The sequence below is a fragment of the Citrobacter sp. Ce104 genome (assembly GCF_030334595.1).
GTDB lineage: Bacteria > Pseudomonadota > Gammaproteobacteria > Enterobacterales > Enterobacteriaceae > Citrobacter > Citrobacter europaeus.
Window position 1 is genome coordinate 173858 of the sequence record NZ_JAOWDP010000058.1, and the last position, 18828, is coordinate 192685.

General features: G+C 53.5%; 16 protein-coding genes and 1 riboswitch. Of the genes, 5 read left to right on the plus strand and 11 right to left on the minus strand.

The window, feature by feature from the left end:
* Nucleotides 1–38: 38 nt before the first annotated feature.
* Both araA and araB read right to left on the minus strand, forming a co-directional pair.
* On the minus strand, nt 39–1541 hold the full coding sequence (gene araA, locus OGW16_RS07410) for an L-arabinose isomerase (protein ID WP_286518208.1): 1503 nt from the start codon (nt 1539–1541) through the stop codon (nt 39–41).
* Between the two features lie 10 nt (nt 1542–1551).
* Nucleotides 1552–3261, minus strand: a complete 1710-nt coding sequence (gene araB, locus OGW16_RS07415; protein ID WP_286518210.1) for a ribulokinase — start codon at nt 3259–3261, stop codon at nt 1552–1554.
* A 339-nt stretch (nt 3262–3600) separates the two neighbouring features.
* Between araB and araC the strand changes: the two genes are divergently transcribed.
* Entirely contained in the window at nt 3601–4446 is an 846-nt protein-coding gene (gene araC / locus OGW16_RS07420) for an arabinose operon transcriptional regulator AraC (RefSeq protein ID WP_006686679.1), read from the plus strand.
* A gap of 119 nt (nt 4447–4565) precedes the next feature.
* Nucleotides 4566–5333 (plus strand): DedA family protein, encoded by a 768-nt coding sequence (locus OGW16_RS07425; protein WP_043018409.1) that lies wholly within the window; start codon nt 4566–4568, stop codon nt 5331–5333.
* 44 nt (nt 5334–5377) lie between these two features.
* On the opposite strand, the gene thiQ is transcribed toward OGW16_RS07425, so the two are convergent.
* The 4 genes from thiQ to sgrR form a co-directional block, all read right to left on the minus strand.
* Nucleotides 5378–6076 carry a thiamine ABC transporter ATP-binding protein ThiQ gene (thiQ, locus tag OGW16_RS07430; RefSeq protein WP_043018410.1) on the minus strand — a complete coding sequence of 233 codons (699 nt, stop codon included), beginning with the start codon at nt 6074–6076 and terminating at the stop codon, nt 5378–5380.
* Complete coding sequence (thiP, locus tag OGW16_RS07435; RefSeq protein ID WP_213731784.1) at nt 6060–7670, minus strand: thiamine/thiamine pyrophosphate ABC transporter permease ThiP; 1611 nt, start codon at nt 7668–7670, stop codon at nt 6060–6062. Before thiP ends, thiQ begins: the two co-directional genes overlap by 17 nt.
* Nucleotides 7646–8629 (minus strand): thiamine ABC transporter substrate binding subunit, encoded by a 984-nt coding sequence (gene thiB / locus OGW16_RS07440; RefSeq protein WP_286518214.1) that lies wholly within the window; start codon nt 8627–8629, stop codon nt 7646–7648. The genes thiP and thiB overlap by 25 nt, the downstream gene beginning before the upstream one ends.
* A 31-nt stretch (nt 8630–8660) precedes the next feature.
* Nucleotides 8661–8785: riboswitch (TPP riboswitch) on the minus strand.
* Between the two features lie 33 nt (nt 8786–8818).
* Nucleotides 8819–10474: an HTH-type transcriptional regulator SgrR gene (gene sgrR / locus OGW16_RS07445; protein WP_075145209.1), complete on the minus strand. Its 1656-nt coding sequence runs from the start codon at nt 10472–10474 to the stop codon at nt 8819–8821.
* 99 nt (nt 10475–10573) lie between these two features.
* On the opposite strand from sgrR, the gene sgrT reads away from it, so the two are divergent.
* Nucleotides 10574–10696, plus strand: a complete 123-nt coding sequence (gene sgrT, locus OGW16_RS07450) for a glucose uptake inhibitor SgrT (RefSeq protein WP_043018414.1) — start codon at nt 10574–10576, stop codon at nt 10694–10696.
* A gap of 115 nt (nt 10697–10811) precedes the next feature.
* Nucleotides 10812–11990: a sugar efflux transporter gene (locus OGW16_RS07455; RefSeq protein WP_043018415.1), complete on the plus strand. Its 1179-nt coding sequence runs from the start codon at nt 10812–10814 to the stop codon at nt 11988–11990.
* A 90-nt stretch (nt 11991–12080) separates the two neighbouring features.
* Here the strand turns inward: OGW16_RS07455 and leuD are convergent, their stop codons facing one another.
* The 5 genes from leuD to leuL all read right to left on the minus strand — a co-directional run bounded on the left by leuD (nt 12081) and on the right by leuL (nt 16939).
* Nucleotides 12081–12686 carry a 3-isopropylmalate dehydratase small subunit gene (gene leuD, locus OGW16_RS07460; protein WP_043018416.1) on the minus strand — a complete coding sequence of 202 codons (606 nt, stop codon included), beginning with the start codon at nt 12684–12686 and terminating at the stop codon, nt 12081–12083.
* Nucleotides 12687–12696: 10 nt separating this feature from the next.
* Nucleotides 12697–14097 carry a 3-isopropylmalate dehydratase large subunit gene (gene leuC / locus OGW16_RS07465; protein ID WP_043018417.1) on the minus strand — a complete coding sequence of 467 codons (1401 nt, stop codon included), beginning with the start codon at nt 14095–14097 and terminating at the stop codon, nt 12697–12699.
* A 2-nt stretch (nt 14098–14099) separates the two neighbouring features.
* On the minus strand, nt 14100–15191 hold the full coding sequence (leuB, locus tag OGW16_RS07470; protein WP_016155686.1) for a 3-isopropylmalate dehydrogenase: 1092 nt from the start codon (nt 15189–15191) through the stop codon (nt 14100–14102).
* A complete protein-coding gene (gene leuA, locus OGW16_RS07475) occupies nt 15191–16762 on the minus strand; it encodes a 2-isopropylmalate synthase (protein ID WP_047406224.1) in 1572 nt (523 codons plus the stop codon). Before leuA ends, leuB begins: the two co-directional genes overlap by 1 nt.
* A 90-nt stretch (nt 16763–16852) precedes the next feature.
* Entirely contained in the window at nt 16853–16939 is an 87-nt protein-coding gene (leuL, locus tag OGW16_RS26350; protein WP_100193950.1) for a leu operon leader peptide, read from the minus strand.
* A gap of 654 nt (nt 16940–17593) precedes the next feature.
* Between leuL and leuO the strand changes: the two genes are divergently transcribed.
* Nucleotides 17594–18541 (plus strand): transcriptional regulator LeuO, encoded by a 948-nt coding sequence (gene leuO, locus OGW16_RS07480; protein WP_286518216.1) that lies wholly within the window; start codon nt 17594–17596, stop codon nt 18539–18541.
* The last annotated feature ends 287 nt before the right edge of the window (nt 18542–18828 follow it).

Below are 18828 nucleotides of genomic sequence, written 5' to 3' on the forward strand. Positions count from 1 at the left end.
AGGCCGGATAAGGTGTCTACGCTGCCAACCGGCAGTTGTTAACGTTTGAAGCCGTAATACACTTCGTTCCAGCGCAGTGCGTCCTTAAAGGCCGGCAGACGGGTATCGTTGTCGATCACTGCGATCTCGATATCGTGCATTTCAGCGAACTGGCGCATATCGTTCAGATCCAGCGCGTGGCTGAACACGGTGTGGTGCGCGCCACCGGCGAGGATCCAGGCTTCAGATGCGGTTGGCAGATCCGGCTGTGCCTTCCACAGCGCGTTAGCCACCGGCAGTTTCGGCAGGGAGTGCGGCGTTTGCACCGTGTCGATGCAGTTAACCAGCAGGCGAAAACGATCGCCGAGATCGATCAGGCTGGCAACCACTGCCGGGCCGGTTTGGGTGTTGAAGATCAGACGGGCGGGATCGTCTTTACCACCAATGCCGAGATGCTGTACGTCGAGGATCGGTTTCTCTTCCACCGCGATGGTCGGGCACACTTCCAGCATGTGGGAACCGAGCACCAGATCGTTGCCTTTCTCGAAGTGGTAGGTGTAATCCTCCATAAATGAGGTGCCGCCCTGCAGACCGGTTGACATCACCTTCATGATGCGAAGCAGAGCGGCGGTTTTCCAGTCGCCTTCGCCCGCAAAGCCGTAGCCTTGCTGCATCAGACGCTGTACGGCCAGACCCGGAAGCTGTTTCAGGCCGTGCAAATCTTCAAATGTGGTGGTGAAGGCGTGGAATCCGCCCTGTTCCAGGAAGCGCTTCATCCCCAGCTCAATACGGGCCGCTTCCAGTACGTTTTGACGCTTTTCACCGTGGACTTGCGTCGCCGCCGTCATGGTGTAGGTGCTTTCATATTCATCGATTAGCGCGTTGATTTCGCCATCGCTAATTGCGTTCACTACCTGCACCAGATCGCCCACGGCCCAGGTATTTACCGAGAAGCCGAACTTGATCTGCGCAGCGACTTTATCGCCATCGGTGACCGCAACTTCGCGCATATTGTCGCCAAAACGGCAGACTTTCAGATGGCGGGTATCCTGTTTGGACACGGCCTGGCGCATCCAGGAGCCAATGCGTTCGTGCGCTTGTTTATCCTGCCAGTGACCAGTGACCACGGCATGCTGCTGACGCATACGTGCGCCGATGAAACCGAACTCACGGCCGCCGTGCGCGGTCTGGTTCAGGTTCATAAAGTCCATATCAATGCTGTCCCACGGCAGGGCGGCGTTGAACTGGGTGTGGAGCTGCATCAGCGGTTTGTTGAGGATAGTCAGACCATTAATCCACATTTTTGCCGGGGAGAAGGTATGCAGCCAGACCACCAGGCCTGCGCAGCGATCGTCATAGTTGGCATCACGACAGATAGCGGTAATTTCGTCAGGTGAAGTACCCAGCGCTTTTAATACCAGTTTGCAGGGCAGTTTAGCTTCAGTATTCAGTGCGTTAACAACGTGCTCGGCATGTTGGGTTACCTGACGCAGGGTTTCAGGGCCATACAGATGCTGGCTACCAATCACAAACCACACTTCATAGTTATCAAAAATCGTCATTGTCGTGTCCTTAATGTGTCAGGGTTGCCTGGTCTACCGGGGCTTGTTGCGCCGGAGCGGCAGTCGGAAGGTATTGTTGTTCAGCGCTTACTGCCCATTGCTGATAGCGGCGGTAAAGCTGTTCAAAACGTTGAGCCTGCTCTGGGCGAGGTTGCAGCGTGTTTTCCACGGCGCTTGCCATTTGTTGCTGCGCGGCTGGGATATCGGCGTGTACTTTCGCGGCAACGGCGGCGAAGATTGCCGCACCGAGCGCACAGCACTGGTCTGAAGCGACAATCTGCAGCGGACGGTTTAGCACGTCACAGCAGGCCTGCATGATGACCGGGTTCTTACGGGCGATACCGCCAAGCGCCATGACGTTGTTAACCGCAATGCCTTGTTCGGTGAAGCATTCCATGATGGCGCGTGCGCCAAAGGCCGTGGCGGCAATCAGACCACCGAACAGCGCCGGCGCGTCGGTTGCCAGATTCAGATCGGTAATTACGCCTTTCAGACGCTGGTTGGCATTGGGCGTACGACGACCGTTGAACCAGTCGAGCACCACCGGCAGATGATCAAGCGATGGATTTTTCGCCCAGGCTTCGGTGAGCGCAGGCAGCAGCTGTTTTTGGCTGGCTTTAATCTGTGTTTTCAGCTCCGGGTGCTGCGCGGCAAGCTGTTCCAGCGGCCAGCTCAGCACGCGGCTAAACCAGGCATAAATATCGCCGAATGCAGACTGACCCGCCTCGAGGCCAATAAAATGTGGCACCACGCTGCCATCAACCTGGCCGCAAATGCCTTTCACCGCGCGTTCGCCAACGCTGTGTTTGTCGGCAATCAGAATGTCGCAGGTCGACGTGCCGATGACTTTCACCAGCGTATTGGGCTGTGCGCCCGCGCCGACCGCCCCCATATGGCAGTCAAAAGCGCCGCCGGCAATCACCACGCTTTCCGCTAACCCCAGACGCTGTGCCCACTCGGCGCACAGGGTGCCAACCGGCAGGTCGGCCGTGAAGGTATCGGTAAACATTGGGTATTGCAGATGGCGGTTGAGGATGGGGTCAAGTTCGTCAAAGAAGCTGGCTGGCGGCAGACCGCCCCAGCTTTCATGCCACAGGGATTTATGCCCGGCGCTGCAGCGACCGCGGCGAATATCCTGCGGGCGTACGGTGTTGGAGAGCAGGGCCGGAACCCAGTCGCACAGCTCAATCCACGAGACCGCAGCTTCGGCAACCGCGTGGTCCTGGCGAGTCACATGCAGGATTTTGGCCCAGAACCATTCGCTGGAATAAATACCGCCGATATAGCGGGAGTAATCGCTCTTGCCCGGCGTGTGGCACAGGCGGGTGATTTCTTCAGCTTCTTCTACTGAGGTGTGATCTTTCCACAGAACAAACATTGCATTTGGGTTTTCCGCGAACTCCGGACGCAGCGCCAGTACGTTGCCGTCGGCATCGATGGGGGCCGGGGTTGAACCGGTACTGTCAACGCCAATGCCGACCACTTCCGCGCGTTGTTCCGCGCTCAGTTCGGCCAGTACGGTTTTCAGCGCCGCTTCCATGGATTCAATGTAGTCGCGCGGATGATGGCGAAACTGGTTGTTCGGGCCGTCGCAATACTGCCCTTGCTGCCAACGTGGGTACCACTCTACGCTGGTGGCGATTTCTTCACCGGTGGCACATTCCACTGCCAATGCGCGTACTGAATCACTGCCAAAATCGAGGCCAATTGCAATCGCCATCGTCTTACTCCATCCAAAAATACGGGTATGGATAAACAGTAGTGAGTGGGGATAAAAACCGTCAGGCAGGATCCGCTAATCTTATGGACTAAAATGCTGTGGGATCACAAAGTGTGACGCTGTGCAAATAATCAATGTGGACATTTCTGCCGTAGTTATAGACACTTTTGTTAGCTGATTTTGACGTTGGCCCAGTACATGTTTTTTACAAATTGCTTTTCACAAGCGGGGTTGATGGTCCATTACCGCAAACACTGCGGCACGCAGGGGCGACGCCGATGATATCTGGCGTTATATGGACAAATTGTTTCTTAGCAGAATATAGGGAGTATTGAAATTATGGCTGAAACGCAAAACGATCCCTTGCTGCCAGGCTATTCGTTTAACGCGCATTTGGTGGCCGGATTAACCCCCATTGAGGCAAACGGGTACCTGGATTTTTTTATCGACAGACCGCTGGGGATGAAGGGTTATATCCTCAATCTCACCATCCGTGGCGAAGGGGTTATTAATAATCAGGGCAAGCAGTTTGTCTGCCGACCTGGTGATATTTTGCTGTTTCCACCTGGAGAAATTCACCATTATGGACGTCATCCTGACGCCAGCGAATGGTATCACCAGTGGGTTTACTTTCGCCCGCGCGCTTACTGGCAGGAGTGGCTGGCCTGGCCGGCCATTTTTGCCCAGACCGGTTTCTTTCGTCCGGATGAAGCGCATCAGCCGCATTTTAATGAACTGTTTGGGCAGATAATCAACGCCGGACAGGGAGAAGGCCGCTATTCCGAACTGTTAGCGATTAATTTACTGGAGCAGTTATTGCTGCGACGGATGGAAGCTATTAACGAATCGCTGCACCCGCCCATGGACAACCGCGTACGCGATGCCTGCCAGTACATCAGCGATCACCTGGCGGACAGTAATTTTGACATCGCCAGCGTCGCGCAGCATGTCTGCCTGTCGCCTTCCCGCTTGTCGCATCTCTTCCGCCAACAGCTTGGAATTAGCGTATTAAGCTGGCGTGAGGATCAGCGCATCAGCCAGGCAAAGCTATTGCTGAGTACCACACGTATGCCGATCGCCACCGTCGGGCGCAATGTTGGCTTTGACGATCAGCTCTATTTTTCTCGTGTTTTCAAAAAATGTACCGGCGCCAGCCCGAGCGAGTTTCGCGCTGGATGTGAATAAAAAGTGAATGATGTGTCCTGAAAGTTGTCATAACTCGCAATCTATTCAGACAATTGATGGCTTGACGAAGTTGAGAAGGGTTATCAAAATCCCTGATTCGTAAATCTGACGGACACATTATGCAAGCATTGCTTGAACACTTTATTCTCCAGTCCGCCTTGTACTCTCTGATCGCCGTACTTCTGGTGGCCTTTTTGGAGTCGCTGGCGCTGGTTGGCCTGATTCTGCCCGGGACCGTGATGATGGCGGGGCTGGGGGCGCTGATTGGCAGCGGCGAACTGAACTTCTGGCATGCCTGGCTTGCGGGCATCATTGGTTGCCTGTTGGGGGACTGGATCTCCTTCTGGTTGGGTTGGCGCTTTAAAAAGCCGCTGCACCGTTGGTCGTTTATGAAAAAGAACAAGGCGTTGCTGGATAAAACCGAGCACGCGCTGCATCAGCACAGCATGTTTACTATTTTGGTGGGCCGTTTTGTCGGGCCGACGCGTCCGCTGGTGCCAATGGTGGCGGGCATGCTGGATCTGCCTGTCGCTAAATTTATCGTCCCGAACATTATTGGCTGCATCCTGTGGCCGCCGTTCTACTTCTTGCCGGGGATCCTGGCGGGGGCGGCAATTGATATTCCTTCTGATATGCAGAGCGGAGATTTCAAATGGTTGCTGCTGGGGACGGCGCTGCTGCTATGGGTGGGCGGTTGGCTGTGCTGGCGGCTGTGGCGCAGTGGTAAAGCGGCTGTCGATCGCCTAACTGCGTATTTCCCCCGCAGCCGTTTGCTGTATCTGGCGCCGTTGACGCTCGGGATCGGCGTGGTCGCGCTGGTGGCGTTACTGCGTCATCCGCTGATGCCGGTGTATATCGATATTCTGCGCAAAGTTGTGGGTTACTAGCGATTCCTTTGCCGGATGGCGGCTTCGCCTTATCCGGCAACGCACTATGCTTTAATGCCCAGCAGCGCCGAGGCGCTGACCTGACCGCGTAATAACTCATCCGTTTCGCCCTGCCAGGCGATGCGCCCGTCGGCGACCACAACCGATCGGGGCGCAATTCGCGCCGCATCTTCTACGCTGTGAGAAACCATCAGCAATGTAAGCTGTTTCTCGCGACAGACCTCGGCGACCAGCGTTAACATCTCCTGGCGCAGCGCAGGATCGAGCGCAGAGAACGGTTCATCGAGCAGCAAAATGGGTTGTTCTCGCACCAGGCAACGCGCCAACGCCACGCGTTGTCGCTGTCCGCCGGAAAGCTCACCGGGGAGGCGCTCCAGCAAAGAGTCGATCCCCATTTGCTGGGCGATGTGGCGCATTTTCTCCCGCTGAAGCGCGTTCAGCTTCAATCCCGGATTAAGGCCCAGGCCAATGTTTTGCTGCACGCTCAGGTGGCTGAACAGGTTATTTTCCTGAAACAGCATGGAAACGGGGCGGCGTGAGGGCGGCGTGGCGGTGTGATCTTCACCTTCAATCATCATCGTGCCGCTGGCTGGCGTGAGAAAGCCGGCAATCAGATTCAGCAACGTACTTTTCCCGGCGCCGCTGGGCCCGAGGACCGCTACCTGCTCGCCGCGCGTGACCGACAGCGTAAAGCGCATGGGCAAATGGTGATAAAGCCATGTGATATCAATCAGTTTTAACATTTCGACCCGGCAATTTTTCAATAACGGTAAACAGCGTAAAGCACAGGATCAGCAGTAATAACGCCGTAACCGCGCCATCCTGACTGCGATAAGAGCCAATCTGCTGATATAAATAAAACGGCAGGGTGCGGAAATCCTCATTACCAAATAACGCCACCACGCCAAAATCGCCAATCGACAGCACGCAGGCAAAAGCCATCGCCTGCGCCAGCGGACGCTTCAGGGCGCGCAGTTCAACCACTTTCAGCCGCGACCATCCCTCTATTCCCAACGACTGGCACAACATACTGTAGCGCGCAGTGACGTCACGCATTGGGTTTTCCAGCACTTTCAGCGCGTAAGGGATCGCCATCAGCGCATTGGTAAAAATGACAATGCCGTCGGCAGATTCGGGGAGCCCAATAGTATTATTGAGCAGCAGAAAGAAGCCGGTAGCTAGCACGATACCCGGCATGGCGAGGATCATCATGCCGCTCAGCTCCAGCATTTGACCTGCCAGCACCTGCTGTCGGGCACGTAGTTCACGGCTGCTCCATAACAGCATCATGGTGAGTACAATGCACAACGCTCCTGCCGCCAGCGCAATGCGCAGCGAGGTTACCAGCGCCTGCCACAGTACAGGTTGCCTAAGAACATCCAGCATATGGCGGTTAAAGCCATCGACAATCACCGCCAGCAGCGGCGGCAGTAACAGCAGCAGGGCCAGAATAATCAGCAGAGCGTCTGTCAGGCGGCTGTGCAAACGATCGTCGGGATCGCGCCAGCCCTGAACCAGCGTGGTGCCGGGAGCAATAGCGCGGCTCAGACGTTGGCTGAGCAGTACCAGCGCTAAACAACAAACCATCTGGATCAACGCCAGCATGGCTGCACGACCGGGATCGTAATCAAAGTTAAGCGCCTGATAAATCGCCAGCTCGATGGTGGTGGCCTGCGGCCCGCCGCCCAGCGACAAAACGGTGGCGAAGCTGGCGAAACAGAGCATAAAGATGAGCGCCGCCACGGGAAGGATCTGACGGCGTAGCCATGGCCATTCAACAAAGCGGAAGAAATGCCAGCCGCGCATACCCAACTGAGCGGCTAACTGTCGTTGTTCGCCGGGAATATTTTCCAGTGATTGCAACAGCAGACGACTGGCCATCGGCAGATTGAAAAAGACGTGCGCCAGCAGAATGCCCTGTAAACCGTATGGCGAAAAGGTCCATTCCAGCCCCAATGTATGCCAGAGCGAGGCCAGCCAGCCCTGACGACCATAGACGCTAAGAATACCGAAGACCGCCACCAGCACTGGCAGGATTAACGTCATCGCGCACAGGCGCAGCAGCGCCAGACGTCCAGGAAAACGACGACGATAGAGCGCTCTGGCCAGGAAAATCGCCGGGATGACCGACAGCACTGCGGATAAAAAAGCCTGCCAGAAAGAAAAGCGCACCACGTGCCACAGGTAGTCGTCCTGCCACAGCGAGAGCCATTCTCCCTGCGGGGCGTTAAACCACAGTGCCAGAAACGCGGCCAGGGCCACGGCCACCATCAGCGTGGCGGCGGTAAGCCCTGGAACCAGCCAGCCGGGAATTAACGGCTGACGGCGCGTTGCCATTCGCTAATCCATACCTGGCGTTGAGCTGCAACCTGCTGCGGCGTAAATTCCAGCGCGGTGGCTGGTTTATTCAGTTGCTCGAATCTTGGCGGCAGGGCGACCTGCGTTACCGGATACATCCAGTTGCCGGTCGGAATCGCATTCTGAAATGCCGGAGACACCATAAACTTCAGGAATTTCTCGGCCAGTTCCGGCTGCTTGCTGGCCGCGGTACGAGCGGCGGCTTCCACCTGCAAATAATGGCCCTCGCTAAAGTCGGCTGCGGCGTAGTTGTCTTTTTTCTCGGCGATGATGTGATAGGCCGGAGAGGTGGTATAACTGAGCACCAGATCGCTTTCACCTTTCAGGAACAGGCCGTAGGCTTCGCTCCAGCCCTTGGTGACGGTGACGGTTTTGGCTGCCAGTTTCTGCCACGCCTCTGGCGCTTTATCGCCATAGACTTTCTGCATCCATAGCAGCAGACCCAGACCAGGCGTGCTGGTGCGCGGATCCTGATAAATGACGCGCCATTTCTGGTCGCTTTCTACCAGTTCTTTCAGACTTTTGGGCGGATTCTTCAGCTTGTTCTTATCGTAAACGAAGGCGAAATAGCCGTAGTCAAACGGAACGAAGGTATCGTTTTTCCAGCCGCCGGGCACGTTAACGGCGTCACCTGGTACACCGCTTTTGGCGAACAATTTGGTTTGCGTTGCGGCTTCCAGAAGGTTGTTATCCAGACCCAGCACGACGTCGGCTTTGCTGTTTTTTCCTTCCATGCGCAGGCGGTTAAGCAGTGAGACGCCATCTTCCAGCGCGACCAGTTTCAGCTCGCAGTTGCAGTCAGCTTCAAAGGCTTTTTTGATTGTCGGGCCTGGGCCCCAGTCAGCTGCGAACGAGTCGTAGGTGTAGACGGTCAGTACAGGTTTAGCGAAGGCAGGCGCTGCGCACAGCAGTAAAAGCGGAAGACATTTTTTAAACACTTTGCACCTCAAGAGTTGGGTGGCAAAGGACTTGAGGAACTGACTCAAATCCCTTCGCCGGCATTATCCGGATCAGGTTCGACGGGTATCTCTCAGCCCATACGCAGATCGAATGATTTTGTGTATGTTTTTTATTTAGCACCCCGTTGAGAACGGCGTTAGTGTAATGATTTTGTTGCTCAGCAGCAATTAAGGATCCGGCGGTGCAAACCACGCCGATTTAAAATCAAACCAGCCTAGAGTATTCATGCGTAGCCCGCGCATACTGCGCTGGCCCTGAATGATCAGCCAGTGGTGGATCAACGGCACAATGGCCTTTGTCGCGAGCATCTGTTGGCACCATGCCGCCAGGCTCATTTCGCCCGTTCGCCAGCGGGCGGCATCGTTTTCCCAGTCCCGCGAGATACAGTTTTGCAGTAATGGGACTTCGCAGAGATGCGCGAACAACGAGAAGTCCAGCGGTAGGGTAAAGTTGGCGCTGTTGAGCCAGATATCGCTAACTATTTCACCCGCATGCCATTGATCGTAGTCGATCTCCTGAATATTCAACTGTACCTGATGTTCCGCCAGCAGCGTTTTCATGATCTGCGCGATAATCCGGTGTTCGATGTGATCGCGATAGTAAGTGAGAGTCAGCGTTTCCAGTCCGGCTGGTTTTTCACCATGGCCGGGTCTGGCATGGTGCCAGCGGGGAAGCAAACCGTAGGCGGGGAACCACAGTCGTTGGTACTGTTCGTCGGCGTGGCAGATTAAATGGGTTGGCGAGAGAACGCGGCTAGCCCACTCGCGGACCTCCTGATTAGCGCCACGGTGGGTGCGCGTATCAAACAGCAGGTAGTAGCAGCCTTCTTCGAGCCGGCTCTCGATTGCCTTTTCATCCTCCGTGGGGCCTTTTAGCGTCAACCCGCCGCCAGGCTCTTCGCCGATGTCGGGCAGCACCCAAACGTTAACTTCGTCGATCAGCGCCCGGTAGCCAAAGTAATCATCAAATGCGTGAATCTTCAGTTGGTTATTGGTATTGCGAATCACCGCATATGGGCCAGTGCCAATCGGGTGACTGGAGAAGTTATTTAACGTTTCCCATTCTCGCGGCAGGATCATGGCGGGGACTTGCCCCAATAACCAGGGAAGCCAGCGGTCAGGCTGGGACAGATGGATATCCAACGTCCAGGCCGTGGGCGAGACGATTTGCGTGATGTGTGAGTACAGCGGCAGAGCGTTAATGCGCGTCAGCGAGGCGATGACATCTTCCATTTCCAGTTCGCGGCCATGATGGAAATGGATCCCCGGGCGCAGGAAAAATCGCCAGTGTAAAGGTGAAATCTGCTGCCAGTGATGGGCGATGTCCGCTTCCAGTTCCCCATTTTCCTCATTTACCCGTATTAGGGCGCTGAAGATTTGCCGGGCGATATGGGTTTCGGAGCGGCGCAATGCCGTACCCGGAAGCAGGTTGTGCATGGGACGATAATAGAGAACGCGCATGATGTGTCGACCCTGGCGAAAACTGCGGCCGAGGTGGGAAACCAGCATCTGCCGTACGGCCGTTTTGTCACCGACCAGTTGCACCAGTTGATCGATGCGATCCTGTTCCAGCAGGTCTTCTGCCCGCTGCTGCTGGAGCGCCAACCCGGTATAGAGGAATGTCAGGCGCGAGCGTTTACCTCGTCCAACTTCGGCTTCCCACGTTAACCAGCCGCGTTCCTGCATGGTATTAAGCAGCGTACGCATATGGCGGCGCGAGCAGCTCAGAAGCTCCGCCAGCTCGTTAAGCGTCGTGTCTTGCGTTTTGCCGTCGCAGCATTGCCACAGACGGATGAACTGTTGTTGCAAACGACCAGAAGACATAAAAGGGGAACTCCTGCGGAAAACTCAGCAATTTTATAATCCCTATATTAAGCCAATAATAAATTCCGATGAAGCGATGAGACAACGAAGGGGTCATCTATGCGTCAGTTCTGGTTGGAGTACTTTACCGCGACGGAAAAATCGTCCTGGTTGGCTTGCCTGAGCGCACCGCAGCGCTTAAAGATGCTCGAAGAGCTGATGCAGTGGGAGGTGACAGCCTGACTCCTGAATTGGGAATTGCAGACATCATGTGTGACTGAGTATTGGTGTAAAATCACCCGCCAGCAGATTTTTTCTGCTGGCTTTTTTCGTTTCAGCTGCGCTTAAAAGGAAAGATATGCTCTGGATTATGACCATGGGACGGCGCCTCAACGGCGTTTACGCGGCATTTATGCTGGTCGCTTTTATGATGGGCGTGGCGGGGGCATTACAGGCCCCCACGCTGAGCCTGTTCCTGAGCCGTGAAGTCGGGGCGCAGCCATTTTGGGTCGGGCTGTTTTACACCGTCAATGCGATTGTCGGGATCGTTGTCAGCCTGGGTCTCGCGAAACGATCCGACAGCCAGGGCGATCGGCGCAAGCTGATCATGTTCTGTTGCCTGATGGCAATTGGCAACGCGCTGCTGTTTGCGTTTAATCGCCACTATCTTACGCTGATCACCTGCGGTGTGCTGCTGGCCTCGCTGGCGAATACCGCGATGCCGCAGCTGTTTGCGCTGGCGCGAGAATATGCTGATAACTCCGCGCGTGAAGTGGTGATGTTTAGCTCGGTGATGCGTGCGCAGCTTTCACTGGCATGGGTGATTGGACCGCCGCTGGCCTTCATGCTGGCGCTGAATTACGGCTTTACGGCGATGTTTTCCATTGCCGCAGGGATTTTTGCCATTAGCCTGGTGCTGATTGCGCTGATACTGCCGTCCGTCGCGCGGGTGGAGCAGCCTGTAGATGTGCCGCTCGAACACACTGGCGGTTGGCAGGACAAAAATGTGCGCATGCTGTTTATTGCCTCCACGCTGATGTGGACCTGCAATACCATGTACATCATCGATATGCCGCTGTGGATAAGCCTTGAGCTGGGCTTGCCGGACAAGCTGGCCGGGATCCTGATGGGAACGGCGGCTGGGCTGGAAATTCCGGCGATGATTCTGGCGGGCTATTACGTGAAGCGCTTTGGTAAACGGCGAATGATGATCGCGGCAGTTGCGGCGGGCGTGCTGTTTTATCTGGGTTTAATCTTCTTTCACAGCCGTACGGCGCTGCTGGTGCTGCAACTGTTTAACGCGGTATTTATCGGTATTATCGCCGGGATAGGCATGCTGTGGTTTCAGGATTTGATGCCCGGACGAGCGGGGTCAGCGACCACACTATTTACTAACAGTATTTCAACGGGAGTCATCCTGGCGGGAGTGATTCAGGGAGCTGTTGCGCAAAGCTACGGCCACTTTGCCGTCTATTGGGTGATTGCGGCAATTTCTGTCGTTACGCTGGTGATGACCGGGCGGGTGAAGGACGTCTAATCATGTTGCCGGATGCGCTGCGCTTATCCGGCCTACAGTTGGAGTGCGTTTGTAGGCCGGATAAGCGCAGCGCATCCGGTATCGCAATGACTAGCGCATAAACGCTGGCTGCTTGTCTTCATACTCGGTGATGGCCGCTTCATGCTGCAGCGTCAGCCCGATGCTGTCCAGACCATTCAGCATGCAGTGGCGGCGGAAGTCGTCGATTTTAAAGCTGTAGGACTTATCGCCTGCTTTCACCACCTGCGCCTGGAGATCCACTTCAAATTTGATCCCCGGGTTGGCTAACACCAGCGCGAACAATTCATCTACCTGCGCGTCGCTCAGGGTCACCGGCAACAGTTGGTTATTGAAACTGTTGCCGTAGAAGATGTCGGCGAAGCTTGGCGCGATCACCACTTTAAAGCCGTAATCGGTCAGCGCCCATGGCGCATGTTCACGTGAAGAGCCGCAGCCAAAGTTTTCCCGTGCCAGCAGAATTGAGGCGCCTTTATATTCCGGGAAGTTCAGCACAAACTCTGGATTAGGCTGTTGCCCCTTTTCGTCCAGGAAACGCCAGTCGTTAAACAGATGTGCGCCAAAACCGGTGCGCGTAACCTTCTGCAAAAACTGTTTAGGAATAATTGCGTCGGTATCAACGTTGGCGGCATCCAGTGGGACAACCAGGCCGGTATGCTGGGTAAATTTCTCTGCCATGGTAGTTTCCTTATTTGATGCTGCGAATGTCGGCAAAATGACCGGTGACGGCGGCAGCGGCAGCCATGGCCGGACTGACTAAGTGCGTACGACCACCGCGGCCCTGACGACCTTCAAAGTTACGGTTGCTGGTGGATGCGCAACGCTCGCCAGGGTTCAGGCGGTCATTGTTCATGGCCAGGCACATGGAACAGCCAGGCAAACGCCATTCAAATCCTGCTTCGATGAAGATCTTGTCCAGACCTTCCGCTTCCGCCTGCGCTTTCACCGGACCAGAACCCGGCACTACCAGCGCCTGAACGCCAGGCGCGACTTTACGTCCTTTGGCGATTTCCGCCGCGGCACGTAAATCTTCAATACGCGAGTTGGTGCAGGAACCGATGAACACTTTATCGATAGCCACTTCAGTTAAAGGAATGCCCGGTTTCAGCCCCATATACGCCAGCGCTTTTTCAGCCGATGCGCGCTCAACGGGATCGGCAAATGAAGCCGGATCGGGAATATTATCGTTCACCGAGATGACCTGACCCGGGTTCGTACCCCAAGTGACCTGCGGCGCGATCTCTTCTGCCTGCAGAGTAACGACGGTATCAAACGTTGCATTGTCGTCGGTTTTCAGCGTTTTCCAGTACTCTACCGCGTGGGCGAAATCCTCGCCTTTCGGTGCGTGTAAACGACCCTGCACATAGTTAAAGGTCGTTTCATCCGGTGCGACCAGACCCGCTTTGGCGCCCATTTCAATGGCCATGTTGCACAGGGTCATGCGGCCTTCCATGCTCAGCGCGCGGATGGCTTCGCCGCAAAACTCAACGACGTGTCCGGTACCGCCTGCGCTACCGGTTTTACCGATAATCGCCAGTACGATATCTTTAGCGGTAATGCCAGGCGCTGCTTGACCGTTGACTTCAATCTTCATGGTTTTGGCGCGCCCCTGTTTCAGGGTCTGCGTTGCCAGAACGTGTTCAACCTCAGAGGTGCCAATACCAAAGGCCAGTGCGCCAAATGCGCCGTGTGTGGCGGTGTGGGAATCGCCGCAGACGATGGTCATACCCGGCAACGTTACGCCTTGCTCAGGTCCCATCACGTGGACGATACCCTGATACGGGTGGTTCAGGTCGTACAGTTCGACGCCAAATTCATTGCAGTTTTTGATCAATTCCTGCATCTGAATACGCGCCATTTCGCCGGAGGCGTTAATGTCTTTGGTCTGCGTGGAGACGTTGTGGTCCATGGTGGCGAAGGTTTTACCGGGCTGGCGCACCTGACGTCCATGCGCGCGCAGGCCATCAAACGCCTGCGGAGAGGTCACTTCATGCACCAGATGCCTGTCGATATACAACAGCGGGGTTTCGTTTTGCGCTTCAAAGACAACGTGCGCATCAAACAATTTTTCGTATAACGTTTTAGCCATGATTACACCCCTTCTGCGACGTAACGGGCAATGATGTCACCCATTTCATCAGTACCGACTGCGGCAGCGCCACGGGCTAAGTCACCGGTGCGAATGCCTTCTTCTAATGCGCGATTGATGGCGCTCTCAATAGCGGTGGCCGCATCATTGGCATCCAGGCTGTAGCGCAACAGCAGCGCCAGCGACAGGATTTGGGCGATAGGGTTGGCAATGTTTTTTCCGGCGATATCCGGGGCGGAACCGCCTGCGGGTTCGTACAGACCAAAGCCCTGCTCATTCAGGCTGGCGGACGGTAACATACCCATTGATCCGGTGATCATGGCGCATTCGTCAGACAGGATGTCGCCAAACAGGTTGGAGCACAACAGCACGTCGAACTGGGACGGATCTTTAATCAACTGCATTGTCGCGTTGTCGATGTACATATGCGCCAGTTCAACGTCTGGATATTCATTCGCAATTTCATTGACGATTTGGCGCCACAGAATCGATGTTTGCAGTACGTTGGCTTTATCAATCGACGTGACTTTGCGGCGGCGCTGGCGAGCGGATTCAAATGCGATACGCGCAATACGCTCGATCTCAAAACGGTGATAAACCTCGGTATCAAATGCTTTTTCATGTTGACCGCTGCCTTCGCGGCCTTTTGGCTGACCGAAGTAGATCCCGCCGGTCAGTTCGCGCACGCACAGGATGTCGAAACCGTTCGCGGCGATATCTGCCCGCAGAGGGCAAAATGCTTCCAGACCCTGGTACAGCTTAGCCGGGCGCAGGTTGCTGAATAATTTGAAATGCTTACGTAATGGCAGCAGCGCGCCGCGTTCAGGCTGCTGGTTTGGCGGCAGATTTTCCCATTTCGGACCGCCAACGGAGCCAAACAGAATGGCGTCAGCTTGCTCACAGCCTTCAACCGTTGCAGGCGGCAGCGGCTGACCGTGGTTATCAATAGCGGCACCACCCACGTCGTAGTGGCTGGTGGTAATACGCATGTTAAAACGGTTGCGGATTGCGTCCAGTACCTTCAGGGCTTGCGCCATCACTTCCGGGCCAATACCGTCACCCGGCAAAACAGCAATATGATAATTCTTCGACATCACACGGTTTCCTTGTTGTTCTCGTTGTTCTGAGCTTTGCGTTGCAATTCTTTTTCGACTTCTTCGGCGCGCCAGATGTTATTCAGCACATGAACCATCGCTTTAGCAGAAGATTCGACGATATCCGTAGCCAGACCGACGCCGTGGAAACGACGACCGTTATAGTTGGCCACGATATCTACCTGACCCAGCGCATCTTTACCGTGCCCTTTGGCGGTCAGGCTGTATTTCACCAGTTCAATGTTGTATTCAGTCACACGGTTGATGGCCTGATAAATGGCATCGACCGGACCGTTACCGTTCGCCGCTTCGGCTTTGACTTCTTCACCGCAGGCCAGCTTGACGGAGGCGGTGGCAATGTCATTTGAGCCGGACTGTACGCTGAAGTAATCCAGACGGAAATGCTCCGGCTCTTCCTGCTGTTTATTGATAAAGGCCAGTGCTTCCAGGTCGTAATCAAATACCTGACCTTTTTTATCCGCCAGCTTCAGGAACGCGTCGTACAGGTTGTCCAGGCTGTATTCATTCTCTTTATATCCCATCTCGTCCATACGGTGTTTCACCGCGGCGCGTCCGGAACGGGAAGTCAGGTTCAGTTGCACCTGGTTCAGGCCGATGGATTCAGGCGTCATGATTTCGTAGTTTTCACGATTTTTCAGCACGCCGTCCTGATGGATGCCGGAGGAGTGGGCAAACGCCCCGCTACCGACAATGGCTTTGTTGGCCGGAATAGGCATATTGCAGATTTGGCTGACTAACTGGCTGGTGCGCCAGATTTCCTGGTGATTAATACGAGTCTGTACGTTCAGGATATCTTTGCGCACTTTGATCGCCATGATCACTTCTTCCAGTGAGCAGTTACCGGCGCGTTCGCCGATGCCGTTCATCGCACCTTCCACCTGGCGAGCACCGGCGTGGACGGCTGCCAGCGCGTTGCCGACGCCCAGGCCTAAGTCATCATGGGTATGTACGGAGATGATGGCTTTATCGATATTCGGTACGCGTTCATACAGACCAGAAATGATTGCCCCAAATTCGAAAGGCATAGTGTAGCCAACGGTATCGGGGATATTAATGGTTTTGGCACCCGCATTAATCGCCGCTTCAACCACGCGGGCCAGGTCGGCGATAGGGGTTCGTCCAGCATCTTCGCATGAGAACTCCACGTCATCCGTATAATTACGCGCACGCTTAACCATGTAGACAGCGCGCTCGATCACTTCATCCAACGTGCTGCGTAATTTCGTCGCGATATGCATCGGCGAAGTGGCGATAAACGTATGAATGCGATAAGCCTCGGCGACTTTCAAAGATTCTGCGGCAACGTCGATATCTTTTTCTACGCAGCGTGCTAAGGCACAAACGCGGCTGTTCTTAACCTGACGAGCGATGGTTTGTACGGACTCAAAGTCACCCGGTGAAGAGACCGGGAAACCGACTTCCATCACGTCAACGCCCATTCGTTCGAGGGCCAGCGCAATCTGCAGTTTTTCTTTCACACTCAGGCTCGCCTGTAACGCCTGTTCACCGTCGCGTAAGGTGGTATCGAAAATAATGACTTGCTGGCTCATGGTTTAGGTCCTTGGTCTTTAGGGCGCCTTGCTTCGAGCATAAAAAAACCCGCGCAACGGCGCGGGTTTTTTGTCTTAACTGGAGCTGACTTAATGCTGAATGTCGTCCACCAGTCTACCGCGCAACGAAGGTGCGTTTAGTAGTAGTAGACCGTTGAAACGAGCAATGTAAGTCATCAATCAAGCTCCAGGCGAATGCGATATGCTTTTAGTGGTACTGGATATGAAGACTGATGTCAACCCCATCCCTCGGGAAGGCTCTGATTAAGGGATGAAATTTCTGCAAAACTTAAGCGAATTGTGCTGAATTTTTCGGGGTATATAAAATTAATCCGCTGATGGCTGAACATACTTTTCACGGTTTGACATATTTGAGCATATTTATTTGCATTTATTGTAACGATGAATCGAAGAAAACTACTCTATTGAGATTTTATATCTTTATGATTTGCCTGTTCTTATAGCAACTCTGAATGTGTTAAGCCAGCCTGACGCCACATAATTGATAAATTAATGTTAACTTTTAATGTATTAATAATATAAACATTTAATTAAAACTTAAATACGTATTCACGGTGCGTATGATTGTGTATTCGTCGTGCTTATGGTTATATTGTTTTTGAAATTTAAACATATGAATCATCGTGCAGTGACCTCTGCCACACTGCGCTCGCATTGGTCTTTTGTTCATTTAGGTTTGTGCCTTTATGTTTTCCTAATTTTAATGTTTTTTCTTTTTCTCATTTTATATGCATGGTAAATCATATTAACGGAGATTATTTCTTCACTCCGTCTGGGAAAAGGGAGTTTAGAGTGACAGTGGAGTTAAATATGCCAGAAGTAAAAATAATAGATAAAACGAATCTTATAGAGATGGGTAAGCCACAGCTTCGTATGGTTGATCTCAATCTATTAACCGTTTTCGATGCGGTGATGCAGGAACAAAATATTACCCGTGCCGCGCATACGTTGGGGATGTCGCAACCCGCTGTCAGTAATGCGGTCGCGCGCCTGAAGGTCATGTTTAACGATGAGCTTTTTGTTCGATATGGACGCGGGATACAGCCTACAGCAAGAGCTTTTCAGTTGTTTGGCTCTGTTCGCCAGGCATTGCAATTAGTGCAGAATGAACTGCCTGGTTCCGGCTTTGAACCTGCCAGCAGTGAGCGTGTTTTCAATCTCTGTGTATGTAGCCCGTTGGATAATATTCTTACTTCATTGATTTATAATCGAGTTGAGCAAGTCGCACCGAATATTAATGTCGTTTTTAAATCTTCACTCAATCAAAATACTGAGCATCAATTACGTTATCAGGAAACTGAGTTTGTTATTAGCTATGAAGAGTTCCGTCGTCCAGAATTCTCCAGTATTCCATTATTCAATGACGAAATGGTGTTAGTGGCGAGTAAAAAGCATCCGCGTATTAGTGGCCCATTGCTGGAAAGCGATCTCTATAATGAACAGCATGCCGTGGTTTCCCTCGATCGCTTCGCATCATTCAGCCAGCCGTGGTATGACACAACGGATAAACAATCCTGCGTGGCTTATCAGGGAATGGCATTAATTAGCGTGCTTAATATTGTGTCGCAAACGCATCTGGTTTCTATTGCGCCGCGTTGGTTGGCAGAAGAGTTCGCCGATTCTTTAGAACTGCAAATATTGCCTTTACCTTTAAAATTGAATAGCCGCACATGTTATCTTTCATGGCATGAGGCTGCGGGTCGCGATAAAGGACATCAATGGATGGAAGAGCTGTTGGTCTCCGTCTGCAAGCAGTAGCAGTTGGCAGAATAAATCGGGGGATACATCTGGTTTATTCTGCTTTTTTCTTTATGTCTGAAATTTTATGCTGAACTCTACTTTTTATATATACCCTGACCTGTAAAAAAATAGAGTAATTGCTGTAAGTCTCCCTTTTTAAGCGATTATTTATCATATCAATTGCTTATGATGGTTTAATTCTCCATTTATTCGATTCTTTCCTCCGTTTTATTCTAATTTACTCCAGTGCCACCCCTTCGGAGTCAATTGCCATGCGTCATCGTCAGCGGTTAATGTGTTGTTAA